Annotated in this window: 14 protein-coding genes; 7 read left to right on the forward strand and 7 right to left on the reverse strand. The window is 68.8% G+C overall.

Annotated features, from left to right (window positions below):
* The 3 genes from ACYVMZ_RS33235 to ACYVMZ_RS33245 form a co-directional block, all read right to left on the reverse strand.
* On the reverse strand, positions 1-457 hold a 457-nt coding region (locus ACYVMZ_RS33235; RefSeq protein ID WP_461086378.1), incomplete at its 3' end, for a P-loop NTPase family protein.
* A 188-nt stretch (positions 458-645) separates the two neighbouring features.
* Positions 646-1,215 carry a helix-turn-helix domain-containing protein gene (locus tag ACYVMZ_RS33240; protein WP_461086380.1) on the reverse strand — a complete coding sequence of 190 codons (570 nt, stop codon included), beginning with the start codon at positions 1,213-1,215 and terminating at the stop codon, positions 646-648.
* Positions 1,212-2,513 carry a helix-turn-helix domain-containing protein gene (locus ACYVMZ_RS33245; RefSeq protein ID WP_461086382.1) on the reverse strand — a complete coding sequence of 434 codons (1,302 nt, stop codon included), beginning with the start codon at positions 2,511-2,513 and terminating at the stop codon, positions 1,212-1,214. The genes ACYVMZ_RS33240 and ACYVMZ_RS33245 overlap by 4 nt, the downstream gene beginning before the upstream one ends.
* A 1,012-nt stretch (positions 2,514-3,525) precedes the next feature.
* On the opposite strand from ACYVMZ_RS33245, the gene ACYVMZ_RS33250 reads away from it, so the two are divergent.
* Entirely contained in the window at positions 3,526-4,383 is an 858-nt protein-coding gene (locus ACYVMZ_RS33250; RefSeq protein WP_461086384.1) for a hypothetical protein, read from the forward strand.
* A gap of 52 nt (positions 4,384-4,435) precedes the next feature.
* The gene (locus ACYVMZ_RS33255; RefSeq protein ID WP_461086386.1) at positions 4,436-4,648 is read left to right on the forward strand and encodes a hypothetical protein; all 213 of its coding nucleotides are present in this window, start codon (positions 4,436-4,438) and stop codon (positions 4,646-4,648) included.
* A 428-nt stretch (positions 4,649-5,076) separates the two neighbouring features.
* On the opposite strand, the gene ACYVMZ_RS33260 is transcribed toward ACYVMZ_RS33255, so the two are convergent.
* From ACYVMZ_RS33260 to ACYVMZ_RS33275, 4 genes are all read right to left on the reverse strand, one after another.
* Positions 5,077-5,514 carry a VOC family protein gene (locus ACYVMZ_RS33260; protein WP_461086388.1) on the reverse strand — a complete coding sequence of 146 codons (438 nt, stop codon included), beginning with the start codon at positions 5,512-5,514 and terminating at the stop codon, positions 5,077-5,079.
* 647 nt (positions 5,515-6,161) lie between these two features.
* Positions 6,162-8,429: a glycoside hydrolase family 3 C-terminal domain-containing protein gene (locus tag ACYVMZ_RS33265; RefSeq protein ID WP_461086390.1), complete on the reverse strand. Its 2,268-nt coding sequence runs from the start codon at positions 8,427-8,429 to the stop codon at positions 6,162-6,164.
* Positions 8,430-8,455: 26 nt separating this feature from the next.
* Complete coding sequence (locus ACYVMZ_RS33270; RefSeq protein ID WP_461086392.1) at positions 8,456-11,092, reverse strand: family 78 glycoside hydrolase catalytic domain; 2,637 nt, start codon at positions 11,090-11,092, stop codon at positions 8,456-8,458.
* A complete protein-coding gene (locus ACYVMZ_RS33275; RefSeq protein ID WP_461086394.1) occupies positions 11,089-11,865 on the reverse strand; it encodes an alpha/beta hydrolase in 777 nt (258 codons plus the stop codon). Before ACYVMZ_RS33275 ends, ACYVMZ_RS33270 begins: the two co-directional genes overlap by 4 nt.
* Positions 11,866-12,174: 309 nt before the next feature.
* On the opposite strand from ACYVMZ_RS33275, the gene ACYVMZ_RS33280 reads away from it, so the two are divergent.
* From ACYVMZ_RS33280 to ACYVMZ_RS33300, 5 genes are all read left to right on the forward strand, one after another.
* Positions 12,175-13,107, forward strand: a complete 933-nt coding sequence (locus ACYVMZ_RS33280; protein WP_461086396.1) for a LacI family DNA-binding transcriptional regulator — start codon at positions 12,175-12,177, stop codon at positions 13,105-13,107.
* A 318-nt stretch (positions 13,108-13,425) separates the two neighbouring features.
* Entirely contained in the window at positions 13,426-14,985 is a 1,560-nt protein-coding gene (locus ACYVMZ_RS33285) for an ABC transporter substrate-binding protein (protein ID WP_461086398.1), read from the forward strand.
* Between the two features lie 9 nt (positions 14,986-14,994).
* Entirely contained in the window at positions 14,995-15,936 is a 942-nt protein-coding gene (locus tag ACYVMZ_RS33290) for an ABC transporter permease (protein WP_461086400.1), read from the forward strand.
* Complete coding sequence (locus ACYVMZ_RS33295; RefSeq protein WP_461086402.1) at positions 15,933-17,708, forward strand: dipeptide/oligopeptide/nickel ABC transporter permease/ATP-binding protein; 1,776 nt, start codon at positions 15,933-15,935, stop codon at positions 17,706-17,708. The genes ACYVMZ_RS33290 and ACYVMZ_RS33295 overlap by 4 nt, the downstream gene beginning before the upstream one ends.
* A complete protein-coding gene (locus ACYVMZ_RS33300; RefSeq protein WP_461086404.1) occupies positions 17,705-18,541 on the forward strand; it encodes an ABC transporter ATP-binding protein in 837 nt (278 codons plus the stop codon). Before ACYVMZ_RS33295 ends, ACYVMZ_RS33300 begins: the two co-directional genes overlap by 4 nt.
* Positions 18,542-18,555: the final 14 nt, after the last annotated feature.

Consider the following 18,555-nt stretch of genomic DNA (forward strand, 5'->3'; position numbering starts at 1 on the left):
CGCGCTCGGCCTCGTCGAAGGTGGCCACGAGCTTGCGGCGCTCGATCTTGGTGGGGGCGACCGGCACGATCAGCCGGTTCGCCTCGGTAACAGCCTCATGGAAGATGCGGGCGCTGCCGCCGCCGGCGTCGACCACGATCGCGCCGAACTCGGCGCGCTTGGCGCGGATGTACTCGGCGATGTCGTCGAACGGGTACCGCTCGACCACCAGGTTCTCCGGGATCTCGAAGCCCTCGGCCTGGGCGACCTTGAACCAGTCCCAGGCGGACTGGCTGGTCGCGTCGGCGTCCAGCAGCAGCGTCGGCAGTCCCAGGACGACCGCGTAGTACAGGGCGATGAACCAGGCGGAGGTGGTCTTGCCGGTGCCGCCCTTGAGCATGCCGACAACGATCACGAAGGCGTCCCAGGCGTGGGCTGTAGCCGCCGCCAGGGTCTTGATACGGGTGTTCTCGTTCACGTGTGTTTGATCTCCTGAAACTGGAAAGTTGCGTTGACTTGGCGGGGGTTGTCGACGGCGTCGACACTTGCTTGTGGGCCTGGGGGCGAGCGGGGGCGCCCTTGCCGCGCAACCGAAGCCGGGATGGTCCATGGGCGGGTCGGTGAGCCGAACGGCACTGCGTGGGTCATCAGCGAGAGCCGCGGTGCTCATGGCCGCTTCCTCGCCTGGTCTGCGGGGCCATGGTGGTGCCGGGGGCGCATGGGAGTGCGGGCCTGGTGCAGGAGCCGGTAGACCGTGGCCACGGAGTAGTTGCAGTCCTCAGCGAGCTCCGGCACGGTGGCGCCAGCCTCGTACCGTGCCCGCAGGGACAGCGCGAGCTTCTGCCGCTCTGCGGCCCGCGCTGCGGCGCGCATCCGCAGCGTCTGCTTCGTGGTGCGCACGGTGCCGCCGGCCTCTATCAGCAGGCGCCGGGCAGCACGCCTCGTCTGTCCCGCAGCTGCAGCGAGCTCAGTGAGGGTCGCGCCGTGCTGCTCGTACAGGGTGCGCAGGTGAGCCGCGAGACGCTGGCGCGCCTGCGGATCCTGGCGCATCCGACGTGTCTGCCACGACGTGCGCATCTCGGTCCCGGCCTCGTGCAGCCGGTTGAGCACCGTGCCGTACGACAGCCCACTGGCGGCGACGAGTTCGTCGACGGTGTCCCCGGACTCGTAGCGGGCGCGCAAGGCCTCTGGCGTGATCGGTACGTCCTCAGGCTGCCTCGATGATTTCCTGCTCATGCAGCGGACTCCCATTCCCTGAGTGCTTCGGTGTGTGCGGCGGCCAGCTCGTCGTACGAGCGCTGGTCGTAGGGGGTGATGAGGATCAATCGCCCGTCGCTGGCGACCCGCCAGGCCGGATCGACCTGGCTCGTCGCCGGGTTGAGGACAACTCCGCCGGGCCCGCGCCACGGCGTGGGAACTTCGTCTGAACGCAGCGCGGGTACCAGCACCTGACGGCCATCGCGGACCACAACGAGGGCCTTGCTGCGGTGCTCCGACAGTCGCTCCAGTGCCTCCCGATACGCCGCTCGTTCGGCGGCGTGGAGGGCCCTTCGGCTGGCAGAGGTGCCTGCGGTTCCGCACCGAGAGGCGATCTGGTCCCAGCCACGCGAGGGCATGACTTGGCGGTCGGTAACAGCCTCCGGGTGGCTGTTACCGAGACCTTCCAGGGCCCGGGGAGCCAACGACCAGACTTCGCCGACATGGTGCACCAGGCCGTGGCGCGCGAGGCGGCGGAGGGCGCGATAGGCGGTGGCCCGAGAGACGGAGGAGGCGATGACGAGTTCGCTGACGGTCTGGTTAGGGCGTGCGTGCAGGGCTCCGATGATCAAGAGGGCCGAGCTGCCCAGACCATGGTGGGCGAAGGCGTCGTGGGCCATGAGGTGGCTGATGACACTGGAGTCGAGGTCAGCCGAGACTGGCGTCTCGGAGGTGGACCACTCCTCAAGTGCCGGGTCGGGGGGGAACTGAGTGGTCAACTGACGAGAAGACGGGGACTGCGGGGAGGCACCAGGGCCGTTGCCGAGGTACCAGGTCGAGCCCTCCTTGCCACGGCCGGCCCGCAGCCGACGCAGCCACCCACCTGGCTTAAGCACGGTCTCGTACGCGCTGCGCAGCGTCTGCCGGGAGATCCCGGCTTCCTCGGCGGCCTGGCGCTCGCTCGCGGCGTGTAGACGGCCGCCAGCGGTCTCGGCGAAGTTGAGATGGGCCAGCAGCACTCGCAAGGCGGTGCGTCCTCGCTTCCCAGGCCACGGCGTGACCTCGATACGGTCGCGAAGAGCCGCGAGATCTTCGTGGGCGTGCTGGCGGGACACGACCTCTTCCGTGCTGTGGACCGTTGCGCAGGCGCTGTCCCAGACTCGACGGACGTACGCGAGGGCGCGCGCCTGCCCAGACCGCATCGCGATGTTCTGTGTATGCCTGCCGCCCTCGTGATCCGGGTGCATGAGCAGGTGCGTCAACTGGTCGACGGTGCCCCCGGCGCGGGCGACGTGACATGCGATGGCCGCGGTGATCCGGTGGCCGTGCTCGGCCATCCCCTGCCGATCTTCGCGATGGACGACCCGTCCGCCGTGATCGAGCTTGCTGTAGCTACCCGCCGCGTACCGGCCGGTGAGGTCTCCGAGAAGAACCAGATCAGCGGCGACCCGGGGGAGGCTAGCGAGCCCCTGCAGGGAGATTTGGGCGCCTGTGACTGCCTCTGGTTGGGAGTTTGCTGGACGTGAAGCCTTTTGGGAGTAGTGCGGAGAGCGTGCGTCGTATGGCATTCTGGGGTCGTCTCGCAAAGACATGGACGCCACCTAGGCCCGCTAAAACCACGGGTGGTGTCCGGAACCGACCTCCAATCGGTGCCAACGAAGCCTCCAGGATGGCCGTCCTGGGGGCTTTCGTATGCCTGGCTCCGATGGAGGCAGGCGTCCCCATCGCGGCTCGACCGGGGTCGAAGCGAAGAGCGTCGAGGTTGGCGTCCTGATCGAGCCGGCCAACTCAGGTCCACTCGGAGCCAAAATCAGAGGGATCGCCTCTGACTGCCTCCGAGCGGCCCGGGTCGAACCGGGGTCGAATCAGAGCGTTTCCCTCTGACTGCCTCCGATCGCCTCTGCAACCCGTCCTAGCAGGTCACAGCCGTTTCGACTGCCATAAGCCCAGGCCAGAGGGGTGCTCCGAAATTACCAGCGGTAATGGGTTCATGACACCATCGCTTGCATAACCGCAGGTCAGGGCGCCACTCTTTGACGCGGACACTGCGACGGGGGCGAATCGGGGTCATCTGGACCCGGCGGCCAACGTCAAACTGGATCATCGTCAGCTGCACCACGGGAGGGCATATCCACCCACAGGCGTTACACCGCCCCTTCTTGCCCGCCTGATGTTGCGCGTTTCAGACACGCATAAGACCCCAGGTATGACGTTCCTTGAGGCGAGAGGAGGTCGACAGGCGTCGCTGTTGATCCGCCTGTCGGCTCGGTGCGCGTGATCGCCGAACTTCGGGCGGAGTTGAGCGGTATCCCTCTCCAAATCTGACGCCTAGTCAGGTAAGTCGGATCCATGACAGAGGATGCGACGCAGACAGATGCAACCCGCAGCCGCACCTATGCGGAACTGGCCGCCGTCGGCCCCTACGGAGCCGACCTCGGACACGCCCTGATCACCATGGTCGAGCCGCACCCCGGCCACGAACGCCAGTACAATCGCTGGTACGAAGACGACCACTTCATTGCCGGCGCGATGGCCATGCCGTGGATGTACGCGGGCCGCCGCTGGGTGGCCACCCGGGACCTGCAGCTTCTGCGCTACCCCCAGACCTCTGCCGTCGCGCAACCGGTGACGGCAGGGTGCTACATATCCGTCTACTGGATGACCGCGGGCCGCTACGCCGACCACATGCGGTGGACCGTCAGCATCAACAAGCGCCTCAACCGTGACCACCGTGTCTTCCAGGACCGTACGCACATTTTCACGGCCTTCCATGACCATGCGGCGACCGTCTACCGCGACGGCGACCACGGCCCGCGTGACATCCACGCCCTCGACTACCCCTACGCCGGGCTCGTCGTCCAGGTCATCGAGGCCAACTCCCTCAGCGGGCGCAGGGAACTACTCGCCTGCTTGCGCCACGACCACCTTCCGACACGGCTGGCTGGGTCGCCCGCGGCCATGGTGACCGTCTTCACGCCGACGCCGTTGCCCCTGGACCGGATGACCTACGTCGAACAGGTCGAGGGGGTCGGGACCCGGCTGACTCTGCTGTGGTTCCTCGAGCACGACCCCCGCGACAGTTGGAGTGACCACTTCGCGGACTTGGATACGGCAATGGCGGCTTCCCGATTGGGAGATGTGCAGTTCGTCGCACCGTTCATACCGACGGTGCCTGGGACAGACCGTTATGTCGACGAGTTGCGGTGAGCCCTCCGGCGACGCGGTCGCCGGAGGGCTCACCCGGTCCTGCTTCCAGGCCGTGATCACCGACGCGGCGCTGCGGCGCCCGATCGGCCAGTTGGGGCTGCGGGATTTCAATGCGGAACGGCTTGATGTCATTCATACGGGCCGCAATAGAGATGACTTAGGACAAGTAGCGTTCCAAGCCGTTGGCGAGATCGTTTACCAGTCCGCCAGTGGCACAGCTCAAGCCGCCGATACGCGAGGAGTAGATGAGAGGGGCGGCAACTGAGCCGAAGGCAGGCCTCCACCGGCTGCCCGGCTTCCATTCCAATGACGCGAGTCTGCCGACGCGCTGCTGGATCCAGGCATCCGACTCTCCAATCGAATGGGAATGTTGGAGATCACCGGTTCTGAGGCACGCATGATCACTTCGCGTATCGCCGTCGGCCACCGGGTGAGGCTGGGGGCTTTGGTGTCGTTAACCTCGGAGGCAGTGAGGTCGGCGCGGTTTTCGGCGAAAGGGTGCTCGTCCGACGTAGTCGCCTCACACTCGACCCGCTGAACGGCGGAGAGGGTTTTGCCGATGATGTCGGAGACGCCAGCCGGCCGCCGGACTCCAGTGCACGGAACGTCACGGCGAACACGGCTGGCTCGATCTCGCTTTCGCGGTCTAGTTGTACCCTCATGTGGCGCGGGTACAACATGGTTGGCAGCCCGTCAGGGACGAGGGGTCTCCGCCTCGTAGCTGGGGATTGTCAGGCTGGCCAGGAAATCGTCGGTATGGGTGACGGTAAGGAACTCCATATAGTGGCCGTCGGGGTCGTGGATGTAGACGCCGCGGCCCCCTGCCAGGTGGTTGATGGCCTGCGGCTTGTTGTGTCGCGGGTCTGCCCAGTAGGGCAGGTTGCGCTCCTGGATTTTGGCGAAGATGGCGTCGAATTCTTCCTCGGTGACGCGGAAGGCATAGTGGCCGGGGACCCACTCCTTGTCCCTGACGAGGTGTTCGGCGTAGTCCAGGGAAATGCCATTGCCGAGGCGTACGATGGCGAACGGACCGAATGCCTTGGGTTCGGGCGCCCCTAAGAGGTCGGCGATGAAGCGTGCGCCCGCAAAACGGTCAGAGCTGTGAACGATGGTGTGGTCGAGTTCAGGCACGAGAAATTCCTTCCGCGAGGCCGTGATGAGTGCAGGTCGGTCAACCAGGGTGACCTGCTTCACTCCGAAGAAGTGACGTGGCGCTAACGGTCAGAGACCGTTGCTAGTGCGTGTTTGCTGTTCCAGTTTCCCATCCGGGGCGCAGACGACGAGCCTTCCCACGGGAGGGTCTTCCTCGTCCTTTTGGAGGGGGTCCTAGGTCGTACGGCGTTTGGGCTGAAGGTATTAGGACCATCGACTGGTCGAATCCTGCCTCTGCGACCGCTGCACTCGCCACCCTCCAGCTAGCCTCTGGGCGACCTGCTGCCGCGCCTGCCGCCGCGCTCGACTCGGTTCGTTGTGCACAGCGCCACCGCCAGCTGATCGTCTTCGCGGACACCCCCGTTGGCGGTGACCGAAATGTACGACACCACCGACGCGGCCATCAGCTGTGAACTCAGGCCTGTAAGCAGCCCAGGGCAGCACGGGAGGTGTCCGGACCGGTCCACCGGGACCGGGCGCTCGTTCCCGGGCCGCTCGATGAGTCTGCGTGGCCGCTGGGCGATGCCGGCAACCCCGGTGGCGAGCCATGAGAGCGGCCCGCTGTGTGTCAGGGCACAGCGGGCCGCGGTCGGTGGCGACCGGTTTGCGAGAGCGGACGACGTGTATCAGACGTCGGGGGCGGAGGGCGCTTCGCTCATCTCCATCAGCTTCTCCAGCAGCTCCTGCGGAAGCTGTCTGGGAAGGAACCCGAGGAACTGGCGCATCGCCATGGACGACAGCAGACGCAGTGCGTCGGCGTTGCCTTCCGAGGCGGCGGTTGCCTCCTCCTCGCTCAGCCCCGACGTCATTGCGGCGGTCAGGGCCGGACCGACGGCCGGGTGGCCGAACCAGTCACCGATGGATGAGTCGAGGGTGAGCGGCTGGATGAGCTTGTCCCCGGGCAGGTCGAGGGTGGCGGTGGCGAGGATGTCGTGCGCGTTGTCGGCGAGCTGCACCTGGTACTGGCCGGGCGCGACGGTCCAGTCGTGGCGGGTGATGTCCCAGTAGGCGAAGGCACGGCGGTCGAGGGCGATCTCGACGGTGGTGGTCTCGCCCGGTGCGAGCGCCACCTTGGTGAAGCCGCGCAGTTCCCGTGCCGGGCTGCTGACCGGTCGCCGGGGCGCGGTCACGTAGATCTGCACCACATGCTTGCCGAACCGGTCACCGGTGTTGGTGACCGTGACGCTGACCGTGGCGGTATCGGGGCCGTCGGCGGTGACGCGGAAGTCGGTCCGGTCGAAGGTGGTGTAGCTCAGGCCGTGGCCGAACGGGTAACGGACGGCGACGTCGGCGGTCTCGTAGTACCGATAGCCGACCATGACGCCCTCGCCGTACCGGACATGGCCCTGCTCACCTGGGAAGTTCAGGAAGGACGGGGTGTCCACCAGCCGGCGCGGGACGGTCTCGGCCAGTCGGCCGGAAGGGTTGACGCGGCCGGTGAGTACGTCGGCGATGGCACCACCGCCGGCCTGGCCGGGCAGCCACGCCTCAACCACCGCGTCCACCTCGTCGTGCCAGCCCTCCATGGTGACCACTCCGCCGTTGAGCAGTACGACGGCGGTCCGGCGGGCGGCCCGCGCCACGGCGCGGACCAGCCCCACCTGGTCCCGCGGCAGCAGGAGGTGCTCCCTGTCGTAACCCTCGGACTCGTCGGCCTCGCGCAGCCCGAGTACCAGTACGGCCGTGTCGGCCTGCGCGGCCAGCGCGACGGCCTCCTCATGCAGCTGCGCGGCATCCAAGCGGCCGGTGGTGTCGTAGCCCTGGGCGAAGTCGACCTGGACGTCGGGCAGCAGAGCCCGCAGTTCGTTCACGGGGCTGTCGACACGTGTGGCGTTGACATGGGAGCTGCCGCCGCCCTGGTAGCGCAGGTCGGCGGCCAACTCGCCGATGACGGCGACCCGGCCGGCCGGAGTCAGCGGCAGTGTCCGGTTCTCGTTCTTCAGCAGTACGAGGCAGTCGGCGGCGGCCTCTCGGGCCAGCCGGTGGTGCGCCTCGAAGTCCACCGGGGGCGGGCTCGCCTCGGCACGGACCCGCCCGGCCAGGGCGCGGAGCCGCGCGACGGCGGTGTCGACCACGGCTTCGTCCAGCTCACCGGAGCGCACCGCGGCGGCGACCTCCGCATCGGTGCCGCGACTGTTGCCGGGCATCTCCAGGTCGGTACCGGCCAGCAGCGCGGCGACGCGATCGCCCACGGCTCCCCAGTCGGAGACCACCAGACCGTCGAAGCCCCATTCTTCCCGCAGCACCTGGGTGAGCAGCCAGCGGTTCTCGGCGGCGTAGGTGCCGTTGATCTTGTTGTAGGAGCACATGACGGTCGCCGGGCGCGCCTGCTTCACGATCCGCTCGAATGCCGGGAAGTAGATCTCCCGCAGGGTGCGCTCGTCCACGTCGGCGCTGACCCGCATCCGGTCGGTCTCCTGGTTGTTGGCCGCGAAGTGCTTGACCGAGGCGCCCACACCCTGGCTCTGTACACCTGCCACGTGTGCTGTGCCCAGTACGCCACTGAGGAGCGGGTCCTCGGAGAAGTACTCGAAGTTGCGGCCGCACAGCGGCGAGCGCTTGATGTTCACGCCGGGGCCGAGGAGTACGTCGACGCCCAGCGCCCTCGCCTCACGCCCGAGTGCCTCTCCCACCCGGCCGACCAGGTCCGGATCCCAACTGGACGCCAGTGCGACCGCGGGCGGAAAGCAGGTCGCCGGCTCGCTCTCGTACAGGCTGAGGTTTTCGGCCTCCTGGCGCTGGCGGCGGACGCCGTGCGGGCCGTCGCTCAGCACGAGCGACGGGATTCGCGCTCCTGCGGAGGGCTTGGTGGACCAGAAGTCCTGGCCCGACAGCAGCGCGGTCTTCTCGTCGAGGCTTGGCTCAGGGGTGCCGTCGTCGTGGCTGGTTGCCATGGTGTGCGTTCCTTGGGTGTGCGGGGCTAGGAGCCGGAGTGAAGGAGCAGGTGGTGGTCCCCGGATCCGAGTCGGCCGACTTCGGTGGTGCAACGCCAGCCTTCGGGCGCGCGGAACCGTCCGGTCATGCCCGGTGGCAGCGTGACGTCCACGGTCAAGGCTGTGCCGCTGATCGACCAGGCGACGGACGCCGTGCCGTACGGGGTGGCGATCGAGGCGCGGGCAGAGGTGAGCGTGCCTCCGGGGCGGGGGGCGATCTCGAGGGTGCGGTAGCCGGGAGCGGTGGGTCGTAGTCCGGCGACGGACTGGTAGAGCCAGGCGGCGACGGCGCCGTAGGCGTAATGGTTGAACGACAGCATCGTGCCGGCCTTCTCGGTGTCGATGGTGCCGTCGGGGCGTATGGCGTCCCATCGTTCCCACATGGTGGTGGCGCCGCGGGCGACCTGGTAGAGCCAGCCCGGACACTCGGTGTTGAGCAGGAGTTGGTAGGCCTCGGCGGTGTGGCCGGTGCTGGTGAGGGCGGGCAGCACGAAGGGTGTGCCGAGGAAGCCGGTGGCGATGCGCCCGCCGTTGGCCCGCACCAGGGCGGCGAGGGACTCGCCCACCGCGGCGCGCTCGGTGGCGGGAGCGATGCCGAATGCGACGGCGAGGGCGCATCCGGTCTGGGTGGTGCGTGCGTGGTGGCCCCACTTCCGCCAGGCGGCCTCGGCGGTGCGCCGGTGCAGGGCCGCGTACCGGTCGGCGTCGTCGGCGTGGCCCAGTTCGCGGGCCGCGTCGGCGAGCAGGCGGGCGCTGTGGGCGACGAAGGCGGTGGCGACGTAGGCGGAGTCGGTGGTGGCGCGGGCCGGGTCCTCCGGTGGGGCGGCGGGGTCGAGCCAGTCGCCGAGTTGCGCGTTGCCGCTCCAGGTCCCGTCGTCGTCCAGATGAGCTGCGGTGAACTCGACCCACGCGCGCATCGCCGCGTAGTGGGTGCCGAGCAGGCTGCGGTGGCCGTAGGCGTCGAAGAGGGCGGCCGGTACGACGGTGGCGGCGTCGCCCCAGCCCGCAGCGGATCCGGCGAACGGCAGCTCGCTGGGCGGCAGTTCGCCGAGATCCACGTCGGGAATCACCATCGGGACCGCGCCGTCCGGGCGTTGCTCGATGGCGAGGTCGGTGAGCCAGCTGTCGAGGAAGGAACGGCTGTCGAACGTGGCGCACGCGGTCGGGGCGAAGGCCATGATGTCGCCGGTCCAGCCGAGCCGTTCGTCGCGCTGCGGGCAGTCCGTCGGTACGGCGAGGAAGTTGCCGCGCTGTGAGCGGACGACATTGCCGTACAGGGCGTTGACGCGCTCGTCGGAGCAGTGGAACTCGCCGATGCGGCGCAGGGCGCTGGACACGACGACCACCTCGACGTCCTCGATCGTGACGCCGGGGGAGGCGTCGATCTCGGCGTACCGGAAGCCGTGGAAGGTGAACTCCGGCTCCAGCTCGGCCATGCCGTCGGTCAGGGTGTACTGGTCGGTGGCACGTGCGCCGCGCAGGATGCTGGTCAGCAGGCGGCCGTCGCCGTCGAGGACCTCGGCGTGCCGGACGGTGATGGTGCTGCCGGCCGGGCCGTCGGCGCGCAGACGGAGCCACCCGGTCACGTTCTCGCCCGCGTCGACGGCGATCGTGCCGTCGGGCAGTGTCCGTTGCTCGGGCTGGATGACCTGTACGACACGGACGGGTGGGTGGGCCCGCTGCGTCAGTCCGGCGGGCAGCGGGAGTATGGCTGTTCGCTCCCAGTCGCGGTCGTCGAAGCCCGGCAGTCGCCAGCCGTGCGGTTCCTGGCGGAGGTCGCGCTCGCAGCCGTCGTACAGGTCCGCCGCGCGCATGTCGCCGTAACCGCCACGCCACTCGTCGTCGGTGGCCACGGTGACGGTGCTGCCGTCGGCCAGGGTGACTTCGAGCTGGGCGAGCAGCGCGATCGTGTCGCCGTAGACGTTGCGGTTCTTGTGCCAGGTGAGGTGGCCTCGGTACCAGCCGTCGCCGACCGCGGCGGAGACGGCGTTGCGGCCCGCAGTGAGCAGGCTGGTGACGTCGTAGGTGGCGTACAGCAGCCGGTTGGGGTAGCTGGTCCAGCCCGGCTCCAGCAGGTCGTCGGCGACGGGACGGCCGTTGATCGCAGTGCTGTGGACGCCCAGCGCGGTGATGAACAACCGGGCGGATACCGGCTCCGCCGGGAGGTCGAACTCCCGGCGGAGCAGCGGCGCCGGGCCGGGGGAGGTACGGCCCCGGTCACTGGGCACATGGACGGGACGGGCCGTCCAGTCCATGGCGCCGAGCAGCGCGGCTTCCACCCGGGCGGGTTCGCTCCACTCCGTCCATCCGAGGTCGGTGCGGACGCGGACGCGCCAGTGACGGACCTCGCGGCTGCGCAGCGGTTCGGCCGGCCACGGGTGATCGACCACCATGTAGGACTCGATCTCCCCGCTGGACACCGCGTCGGCGAAGGACCGGTCGGCCGACACCTGGATCTCGTAGGCGTGCTGCAGGACGCCGGGCCGGTCGCTCGCGAGCGACCAGGACAGGCGGGGGGCGGGACACGAGGTGGCTACGAGACCGGAGTCATCCGCGGTGCACAGGCCGGTGACCGTCGTTGCGGCGTCCGTCGTACGGAGCGGCTCGAAGCTCGACGTAGTCATGACTGGAGGTGCCTCCGCAGGAATCGCAGGGTGGACTGGTGCAACGTGGTGCGGTGCGGGACGGTCCCCCAGGCGTGGTCCGCGCCCTCCACGATCTGGAGTTCCGCGTTGCCGTCGTAGTGGTCCAGATAGCGGCGGCCGTATTCAAGGGGAGCGATGTCGTCCTTGTCGCCGTGCAGGATGTGGACCGGGCCGGTGTAGGCGCCGGACCGCCCGTAGACGTCGAGACCGGCGATGTCCTCGACGAGCGCGAAACTCATCCGGTGTCCGTCGGCATCAAAGTAGCCCTTCTCCCTGATCTCCGCCGCGAGGCTGCGCCCCTTCAGGTAGCCCCGGCCGATCTCGAACGGGGCGACCGCGGCCGGGGACCACAGGCACAGGGCGCGGATGCCCGGTTCCTCGGCGGCGACGATGCCGGCGACCACACCTCCCATGCTCATACCGACCAGGCCGATCCGCTCGGGGTCGACGAAGTCGAAGGCTCGGACCGATCGGTGCACCGCCCGGGTTTCGGTGATCTCGCCGGTGATGGTCACGTCGAAGAAGTCGCCGTCGCTCTCGCCGTGGCCCGAGAGGTCAAAGCGGACGGAGGCGATGCCGTTCGCCTCCAGCAGCCGTGACATCGCGACGAAGTTGGGCAGTTCGAGCCGGTTGGAGCTGAAGCCGTGGACGAACAGCACGGTCGGCCAACGGGTTTCGGCCGGCCCCTCGGGGATGTGCAGCGTCGAGCGCAGCGTCAGACCGTTGTGGTGGAAGTCGTGATGGCGGATCACGCGGCTGCCTTTCGGGTCGTGTCGGGTGCGGGGGATGTTCGGAGCTCGGCATACCGCTCTTGCGCCTCGCCTCGATGAGCACCGTCGACGGTGGGGTTTCTGACGGGGCGGGCCCTCGCCCGGAGCCAGAGTCACGTTGAGCTACTCGCGCCACTTAAACGTGTAGGTATTCTGAGCGGGCAAGCTAGCCGCAGTCGCGGGCTTTGACAAGAGGTCTGTCAGAAGGGGGGACCCATGACCGGGACATCCGGCCGGAGACGCGCGACCAGCGCGGATGTCGCTCGGGAGGCAGGAGTCTCCCGAGCGACGGTGAGCTACGTCCTCAACGACACTCCTCACCAGAAGATCCCCGAGGCCACGCGGCGGCGCGTGTGGGACGCGGCCGCCCGGCTCGGCTACGCGCCATCGGCCGCGGCGCGCTCGCTGCGGACGGGACGCTCGGGCATCGTGCTCGGGCTGCTGCCGGACTGGCCGATCGAGCATGTCCTCGGACGCCTCGTCCAACAGCTGACCAATGCCTTCGCCGAACACGAACTCACCTTTCTCGTGCACTCCTCGGCTCATTCCGCCCGGCCCCTGCGGGAGGTCTGGAAAGCCCTGACGCCCGCGGCCGTGCTGGCACTGGGCGCGTTCCCCGAGGTCGAGGCCGGCGCCATGCGGGCGGCGGGAGTCGAGGTCGTCATGGCGGTGCACGGCTCGGCACCGGAGCCGCACCATCCTCCACTCGTGTCGGAGGAGCCGATCGGAGCGGCGCAGGCCCGCTACCTGGTCACCACGCACCGCCGGCTCGGCTACGCCTACCCGGACCTGGGCAGACTCGGCGTCCTGGCCCGGTCGCGGCTGGACGGGGTGCGCAAGGTGTGCGCCGAACTCGGCATTCCCGACCCGGACGTTCGCACGGTTCCCTTCCATCCGGACGGCGCCGTGGAAGCGGTGAAGGAATGGCTGGGCGCCGACCCGCCGGTGACGGCGATCTGCGCGTTCAATGACGAAGTCGCCCTGGCCGTGCTGCTCGCCCTGCGGTCCCTGGGGCTGCGGGCCCCGCAGGACCTGGCCGTGATCGGCGTCGACGACATTCCCGGCGCGGCGCTGGCCCAGCCGTCGCTCACCACGATCGTCCGTGACACCGACGCCGTCGCGGGGAGCCTGGCCCGCCGCGTCGTCGACGCCCTCGAACGGAAGACGGTCCCGGCCGATCCCATCCAGGATCCGCTCAGCGTTCAGGTCCGGGTATCGGCCTGACCGGCTCCGTCGTCCCAACCTTCCGCGGACCTCTTGCGCAATGAAGGCGACACAGTTAATTTACCGGGCACTGGCTTAAACGTGTAAGCGCTCGCGAGGCCACGAACGCCCCCTTGCCCCATGCGGGACGGGGTGGTCCTGGGGCGGACATCTACCGCCCGCGTACCGATCAGTCGCCATCCCCACACGGCGGATCCTCCTGGAACTCCGCGCATGCAGGCCCGCCGACCAGACCATCCACCTCGCCGGCTCCGTCGCCGGCCGCGTCCCCCTCCCCTCCCGCCGCCTCCCCACCCTCCCCAATCCACGGAGATCTCGATGAAGAGAAGAACCGTCCTCCAGGCCTCGATCGGCGTGGTGACCGCGCTCGCGCTCGCCGCCTGCAGCGCCGGCAACAGCGACACCGGCGGCAACGGCAGCGCCGGCCAGGCGAACCTGACCATCGCTCTGAACTCGGCGCCCAACAGCCTGGACCCCGCCCAGGTCGCTGTGGGTCCCTTCCTGAACTACATGGCCCCGGCCTATGCCTCGCTGCTGAGCCGCAAGGCCGACGGCACCCTGGGGGCCGGGCTGGCCGACAAGTGGGGCTACGTCGGCAAGGGGAACACCAAGTTCCAGCTCAGCCTGCGCAAGGGGGCGAAGTTCGCCGACGGCACGCCGATCACCGCCACCGATGTCGTGAACTCGCTCAAGTACTTCCAGAAGGGCAGCGGACCCGGCGGCGCCTCCTACCGTCCCCTGACCTTCTCGGCGCCGGACAGTTCGACCGTGGTGGTCAGCAGCCCGACGCCGAACCCCGACATGGGGTCGCTGTTCTCGCCCGAGTTCATGGGCGGCGCGATCATCAGCCCGGCGGGGCTGAAGGACCCGAAGAAGCTGGCCTCCGCGACCTTCGGCGCCGGGCCGTACGTCCTCAGCGCCCAGCAGTCGGTCTCCGGCGACCACTACGTCTACGTACCGAACAAGAACTTCTACGAGCAGTCCGCCATCCACTTCAAGAAGATCACCGTCCGGGTGATGCCGAACGTCAACTCGCAGGCGCAGGCCCTGAAGTCCGGGCAGATCGACCTCATGTACGGCACCCCGGACGTGGCACCGACCGTCGCGGGCGTCAAGTCGCTCACCACGATCAAGGCCCCCACGACCTGGGCCGGCCTGTATCTGCTGGACCGTGAAGGCACCGTCGTCGAGGGACTGCGCGATGTTCGGGTCCGGCAGGCGCTGAACTTCGCCATCGACCGGGCCGCAATCACCAAGGCCGTCTACGGCGACTACGGCAGGCCGCTCTCCCAGCCGGCGATGCCCGGCTACGACGGCTACAGCCCCGAAGCCGAGAAGACGTACTCGTACGACCCGGCCAAGGCCAAGCAGCTGCTGAAGGCGGCGGGATACCAGAAGCTGACCATCCCGGTGAACTACGGGTCGTTCGACCCGTTGACGACCAAGATGCTCCAGGCCGTGCAGGACCAGCTCGCCCAGGTGGGTGTGACGCTGAAGCTGAAGGCCGCCGCCAACTTCGGTGGCTGGATCAACGACCTGCTGTCGAAGAAGTACGCGGCAACCGTGCTCTCGCCCGGCCAGGGAGGTGGTGCGAACTTCTACGTGCAGCAGGCGGGGTTCACCAAGACGGGCATCATGAACGTCTTCGGCGTGGGCGACAAGGACGTCGACGCCGCGTTCGCCCGGCTCGCCAAGTCGGACCCCCAGTCCAGCGGGGCGGCGGCGAAGGACCTCACCGATGTGATCGTGCGGAAGGCGCTCGCGCTGCCGGTGTCCGCGACCGACACGATCGCGATGTACAACACCAAGCTGCGCGGCGTGAAGTTCGCGGTGGGCACTGCCCAGTTGACCTCGAACGTCACCTGGGCCTCTCGCTGACGAGGACAGATGTTTCCCATCATTCTCCGCAGGCTGGCGCTGTCCGTCCCGCTGCTGGTGGTCGTCTCGGCGATCACCTCGCTCCTGGAGTCGTTCGTGCCGGGTGACCCGGCCCGAACGGTCCTGGGTGTCAACGCGACGAAGGAGCAGTACGACGCGCTGAGGGCCGCGCTCCATCTGGACAAGCCGTTCGTCGAGCAGTACTGGCTGTACCTGCGCGACGTCCTGCACGGCGACTTCGGAAGCTCGCTGTTCAGCGGCGAGTCCGTGCTGGGGACGATCGGGCAACGCCTGCCGGTCACCCTGACCCTGGTGATCGGGGCCACCGTGGTGTCGACCCTGGTCGGCGTCCTGCTCGGGGTGTACAGCGCCACCCGCGGCCGGTTCAGCCGGCGGCTGATCGACGTGGTGTCCCTGCTGGGCAGCGCCCTGCCCAACTTCTGGCTCGCGCTGATGCTCGTCTCCCTGTTCGCGGTGAAGTTCCCGATCTTCCCGGCCACCGGATACACCCCGTTCGCCCAGTCACCGGGGCAGTGGGCGACCGGCCTCGTGCTGCCCGTGGTCGCTCTCTCGATCGGGGGTGTCGCCCTGATCTCCAAGATCACCCGCGACGCGATGCTGTCCACCCTGGGCCTGGACTACATCAGAACGCTGAGAGCCTCCGGCGTCCGGCCCGGGTCCATCGTCTGGAAGCACGCACTGCGCAGTTGCGGGCTGCCGGTGGCGACCGCGATCGGCCTCACGATGATCGCGTACATCCCCGGCACGATTCTCGTCGAGAACATCTTCACGCTGCCCGGGTTGGGGACGACGGTCGTGGACGCGACCAACCAGCACGATCTGCCGGTCGTGCAGGGCGTCGCCATCACCTTCACGGTGCTGGTGATCCTGATCAACCTGCTCGTCGACGTTCTCTACAGCCTCCTGAACCCGAAGGTGCGTGTGGCATGACCGCTGCAGATCCGCCCGTGAGCGTACCGTCACGGAAGTGGACCAACCCCTTCGCCGGGATCTGGCGCCGTCCTCTCACCGCGGCAGCGCTCGTCGTGGTCCTGGCGGTCACCACCGCCGTGATCCTCGCCCCCCTTCTGGCACCGCACCCACCGTTGGCACAGGACCTGCTCCACGCGCGCAGCGGTCCGTCGGCCGGTCACCCGCTGGGCACCGACGACCTCGGCCGCGACGTGCTGAGCCGCTTGCTCTACGGCGGCCGGCCAGCCCTGCTGGGGGTGGCTGTCGCCGTGAGCGTCTACATGGTCCTGGGCATGTCGCTCGGCATCCTCGCCGGCTATCTGCGCGGCTGGACCGACCGGGTCATCGTGGCCGTCATGGACGTCATGCTCTCCGTTCCCGTGGTCATCCTCATGCTCGCCGTCCTGGCGATCTTCAGTCAGAGCAACGTCGCCGCCATGTTCACGCTCGGCGTGCTCTCCTCCGCGGGCCTCGCGCGGGTCATCCGCAGCTCGTGCATCGCGCTGCGGGAGGAACTGTTCGTGGACGCCGCCAAAGTGTCCGGGCTCAGCTCCGCGCGGATCATGGCACGGCACATCTTCCCCGGCCTGGTGGGGTTGCTGCTGGTCCAGGTGTGCCTCTTCTCGGGCATCGCCCTCATGGTGCAGACCGGCCTCGGGTTCCTCGGCCTGGCCACCCCGGCGCCCGCTCCCAGCTGGGGCGGCATGGTCGGAGAGGCCGCGCAGGTCATGCAGCAGACCCCCTACCTGCTGCTCGTCTCCGGCGGCCTCATCGGCCTCATGTCCGTCGCCTTCGGGCTGCTCGGCGACGGACTGCGCGACCTCGACCAGGACCGGAAGCGAGGGACCGGCGACGGCCGGTCGCGGCGGCCGGTCCCCGTGGCGGTCGCCAAGAACACCGCCAAGGACACCACCAAGGCGTCGGACACACCGCCGGACGCGGAGGTACTCGCCGTGCGCGACTACTCCATCGCCTTCGCCACCGCGCAGGGCCCGCGTACCGTCGTCGACTCCGTCAGCTTCACGGTGAACGCCGGTGAGATCTTCGGTCTCGTGGGCGAATCCGGGAGCGGCAAGACGGTGACGGGCCTGTCGCTGCTCGGCCTGCTCGCCCCGGGCGGCACGGTGACCGGCGGCTCCGCCTGGCTGACCGGGACCCGGATCACCGGTCTGCCGGAGCGGCAACTGCAGCGCATCCGCGGCCGCGAGATCGCCCTGGTGTCCCAGGAACCCATGGTGGCCCTCGACCCCTACTTCACCATCGGCTCCCAGTTGGGCGAGGTCATCCGCCGCACCAGCACCGTGTCGGGCGGGAAGGAGGCCGTCAAGGAACGGATCCGTGAACTGCTGACCAGCGTCCACCTGCGCGATCCGGACGACGTCGCGCGCCGGCACCCGCACGAGCTGTCCGGCGGCATGCTCCAGCGGGTCGCCATCGCCATGGCGCTGGCCGGCTCACCGAAGGTGCTGATCGCCGACGAACCCACCACAGCACTGGACGTCACGGTGCAGGCGGGCATCCTCGACCTGCTCCGGACGCTGCGCGACGAACGCGGTATGGCGATCATCCTGATCACGCACGACCTGGGCGTGGTGGCGGACACCTGCGACCGCGCGATCGTGATGGAGAAGGGCCGGATTGTGGAGGAAGGCTCGGTCGAGGACATCTTCTACCGGCCCCAGCACCCCTACACCAGGAAACTCATCGAAAGCACCCCCAGCATCGTTCGGACCGAGGGCAGGATCGCGTGACCGGAACACCCGTACTCCACATCGACGGCCTCGCGGTCCGCTACCCGTCCCGCGGCTTCCGCAAGCCCCCGACCACGGTCATCGAGAACGTGTCCTTCGAGGTCGGACAGGCCGAGACGGTCGCGCTCGTGGGCGAGTCCGGCTCGGGCAAGACCACCATCGGCAGAGCCGTACTGGGACTGACCCCGGTCAGCGCCGGACGCGTGCTGCTCGACGGGCGGGACATCACCCACCTCACCGGCCGTGCCCGCCGCGCCCTGTCCACCGACCTCCAGGCGATCTTCCAGAACCCGTACGGATCGCTCAACCCGGCGCTGCCCGTGGGCCGGACACTGGCCGAGCCCCTGCTCGCCGGTTCCGCCCGCTCACCTCGCGAAGTCCGCGCCCACATCGCCGATCTGCTCCGCCGCGTCGGCCTGCCCGAGGACGCCGCCGACCGGTACCCGGCCCAGTTCAGCGGCGGCCAGCGCCAGCGCATCGCCATCGCCCGGGCGGTCGCCCGGCAACCCAAGATCATCATCTGCGACGAGCCGACCAGCGCCCTCGACGTCACCACCCAGGCCGCCGCCCTGGACCTCCTCTCCGAACTCCAGCACACCCTCGGCTGCGCGTACCTGTTCATCACCCACGACCTCGCCGTCGTCAAGCAGTTCGCGGAACGCACCCTGGTGCTGCAGCACGGACGCATCGTCGAAGAGGGCCCCAGCGCCGACGTGTGCGACAAGCCGCAGCACGAGTACACCCGGCGACTGGTGGCGGCCGCGCCCGTCCCGGACCCGATCCTGCAACGCCGCCGCCGCCAGCAGCGAACGGAGGTGGAAGCAACCGCTTGACGAGCCGGCCGGCC

Source organism: Streptomyces deserti, from assembly GCF_054782695.1.

Coding starts and splice junctions, on each gene's coding strand:
- ACYVMZ_RS33240 (WP_461086380.1), bottom strand. CDS start 1,215: ATGAGCAGGAAATCATCGAGGCAGCCTGAGGACGTACCGATCACGCCA.
- ACYVMZ_RS33245 (WP_461086382.1), bottom strand. CDS start 2,513: ATGGCCGAGCACGGCCACCGGATCACCGCGGCCATCGCATGTCACGTC.
- ACYVMZ_RS33250 (WP_461086384.1), top strand. CDS start 3,526: ATGACAGAGGATGCGACGCAGACAGATGCAACCCGCAGCCGCACCTAT.
- ACYVMZ_RS33265 (WP_461086390.1), bottom strand. CDS start 8,429: ATGGCAACCAGCCACGACGACGGCACCCCTGAGCCAAGCCTCGACGAG.
- ACYVMZ_RS33270 (WP_461086392.1), bottom strand. CDS start 11,092: ATGACTACGTCGAGCTTCGAGCCGCTCCGTACGACGGACGCCGCAACG.
- ACYVMZ_RS33285 (WP_461086398.1), top strand. CDS start 13,426: ATGAAGAGAAGAACCGTCCTCCAGGCCTCGATCGGCGTGGTGACCGCG.
- ACYVMZ_RS33290 (WP_461086400.1), top strand. CDS start 14,995: ATGTTTCCCATCATTCTCCGCAGGCTGGCGCTGTCCGTCCCGCTGCTG.
- ACYVMZ_RS33295 (WP_461086402.1), top strand. CDS start 15,933: ATGACCGCTGCAGATCCGCCCGTGAGCGTACCGTCACGGAAGTGGACC.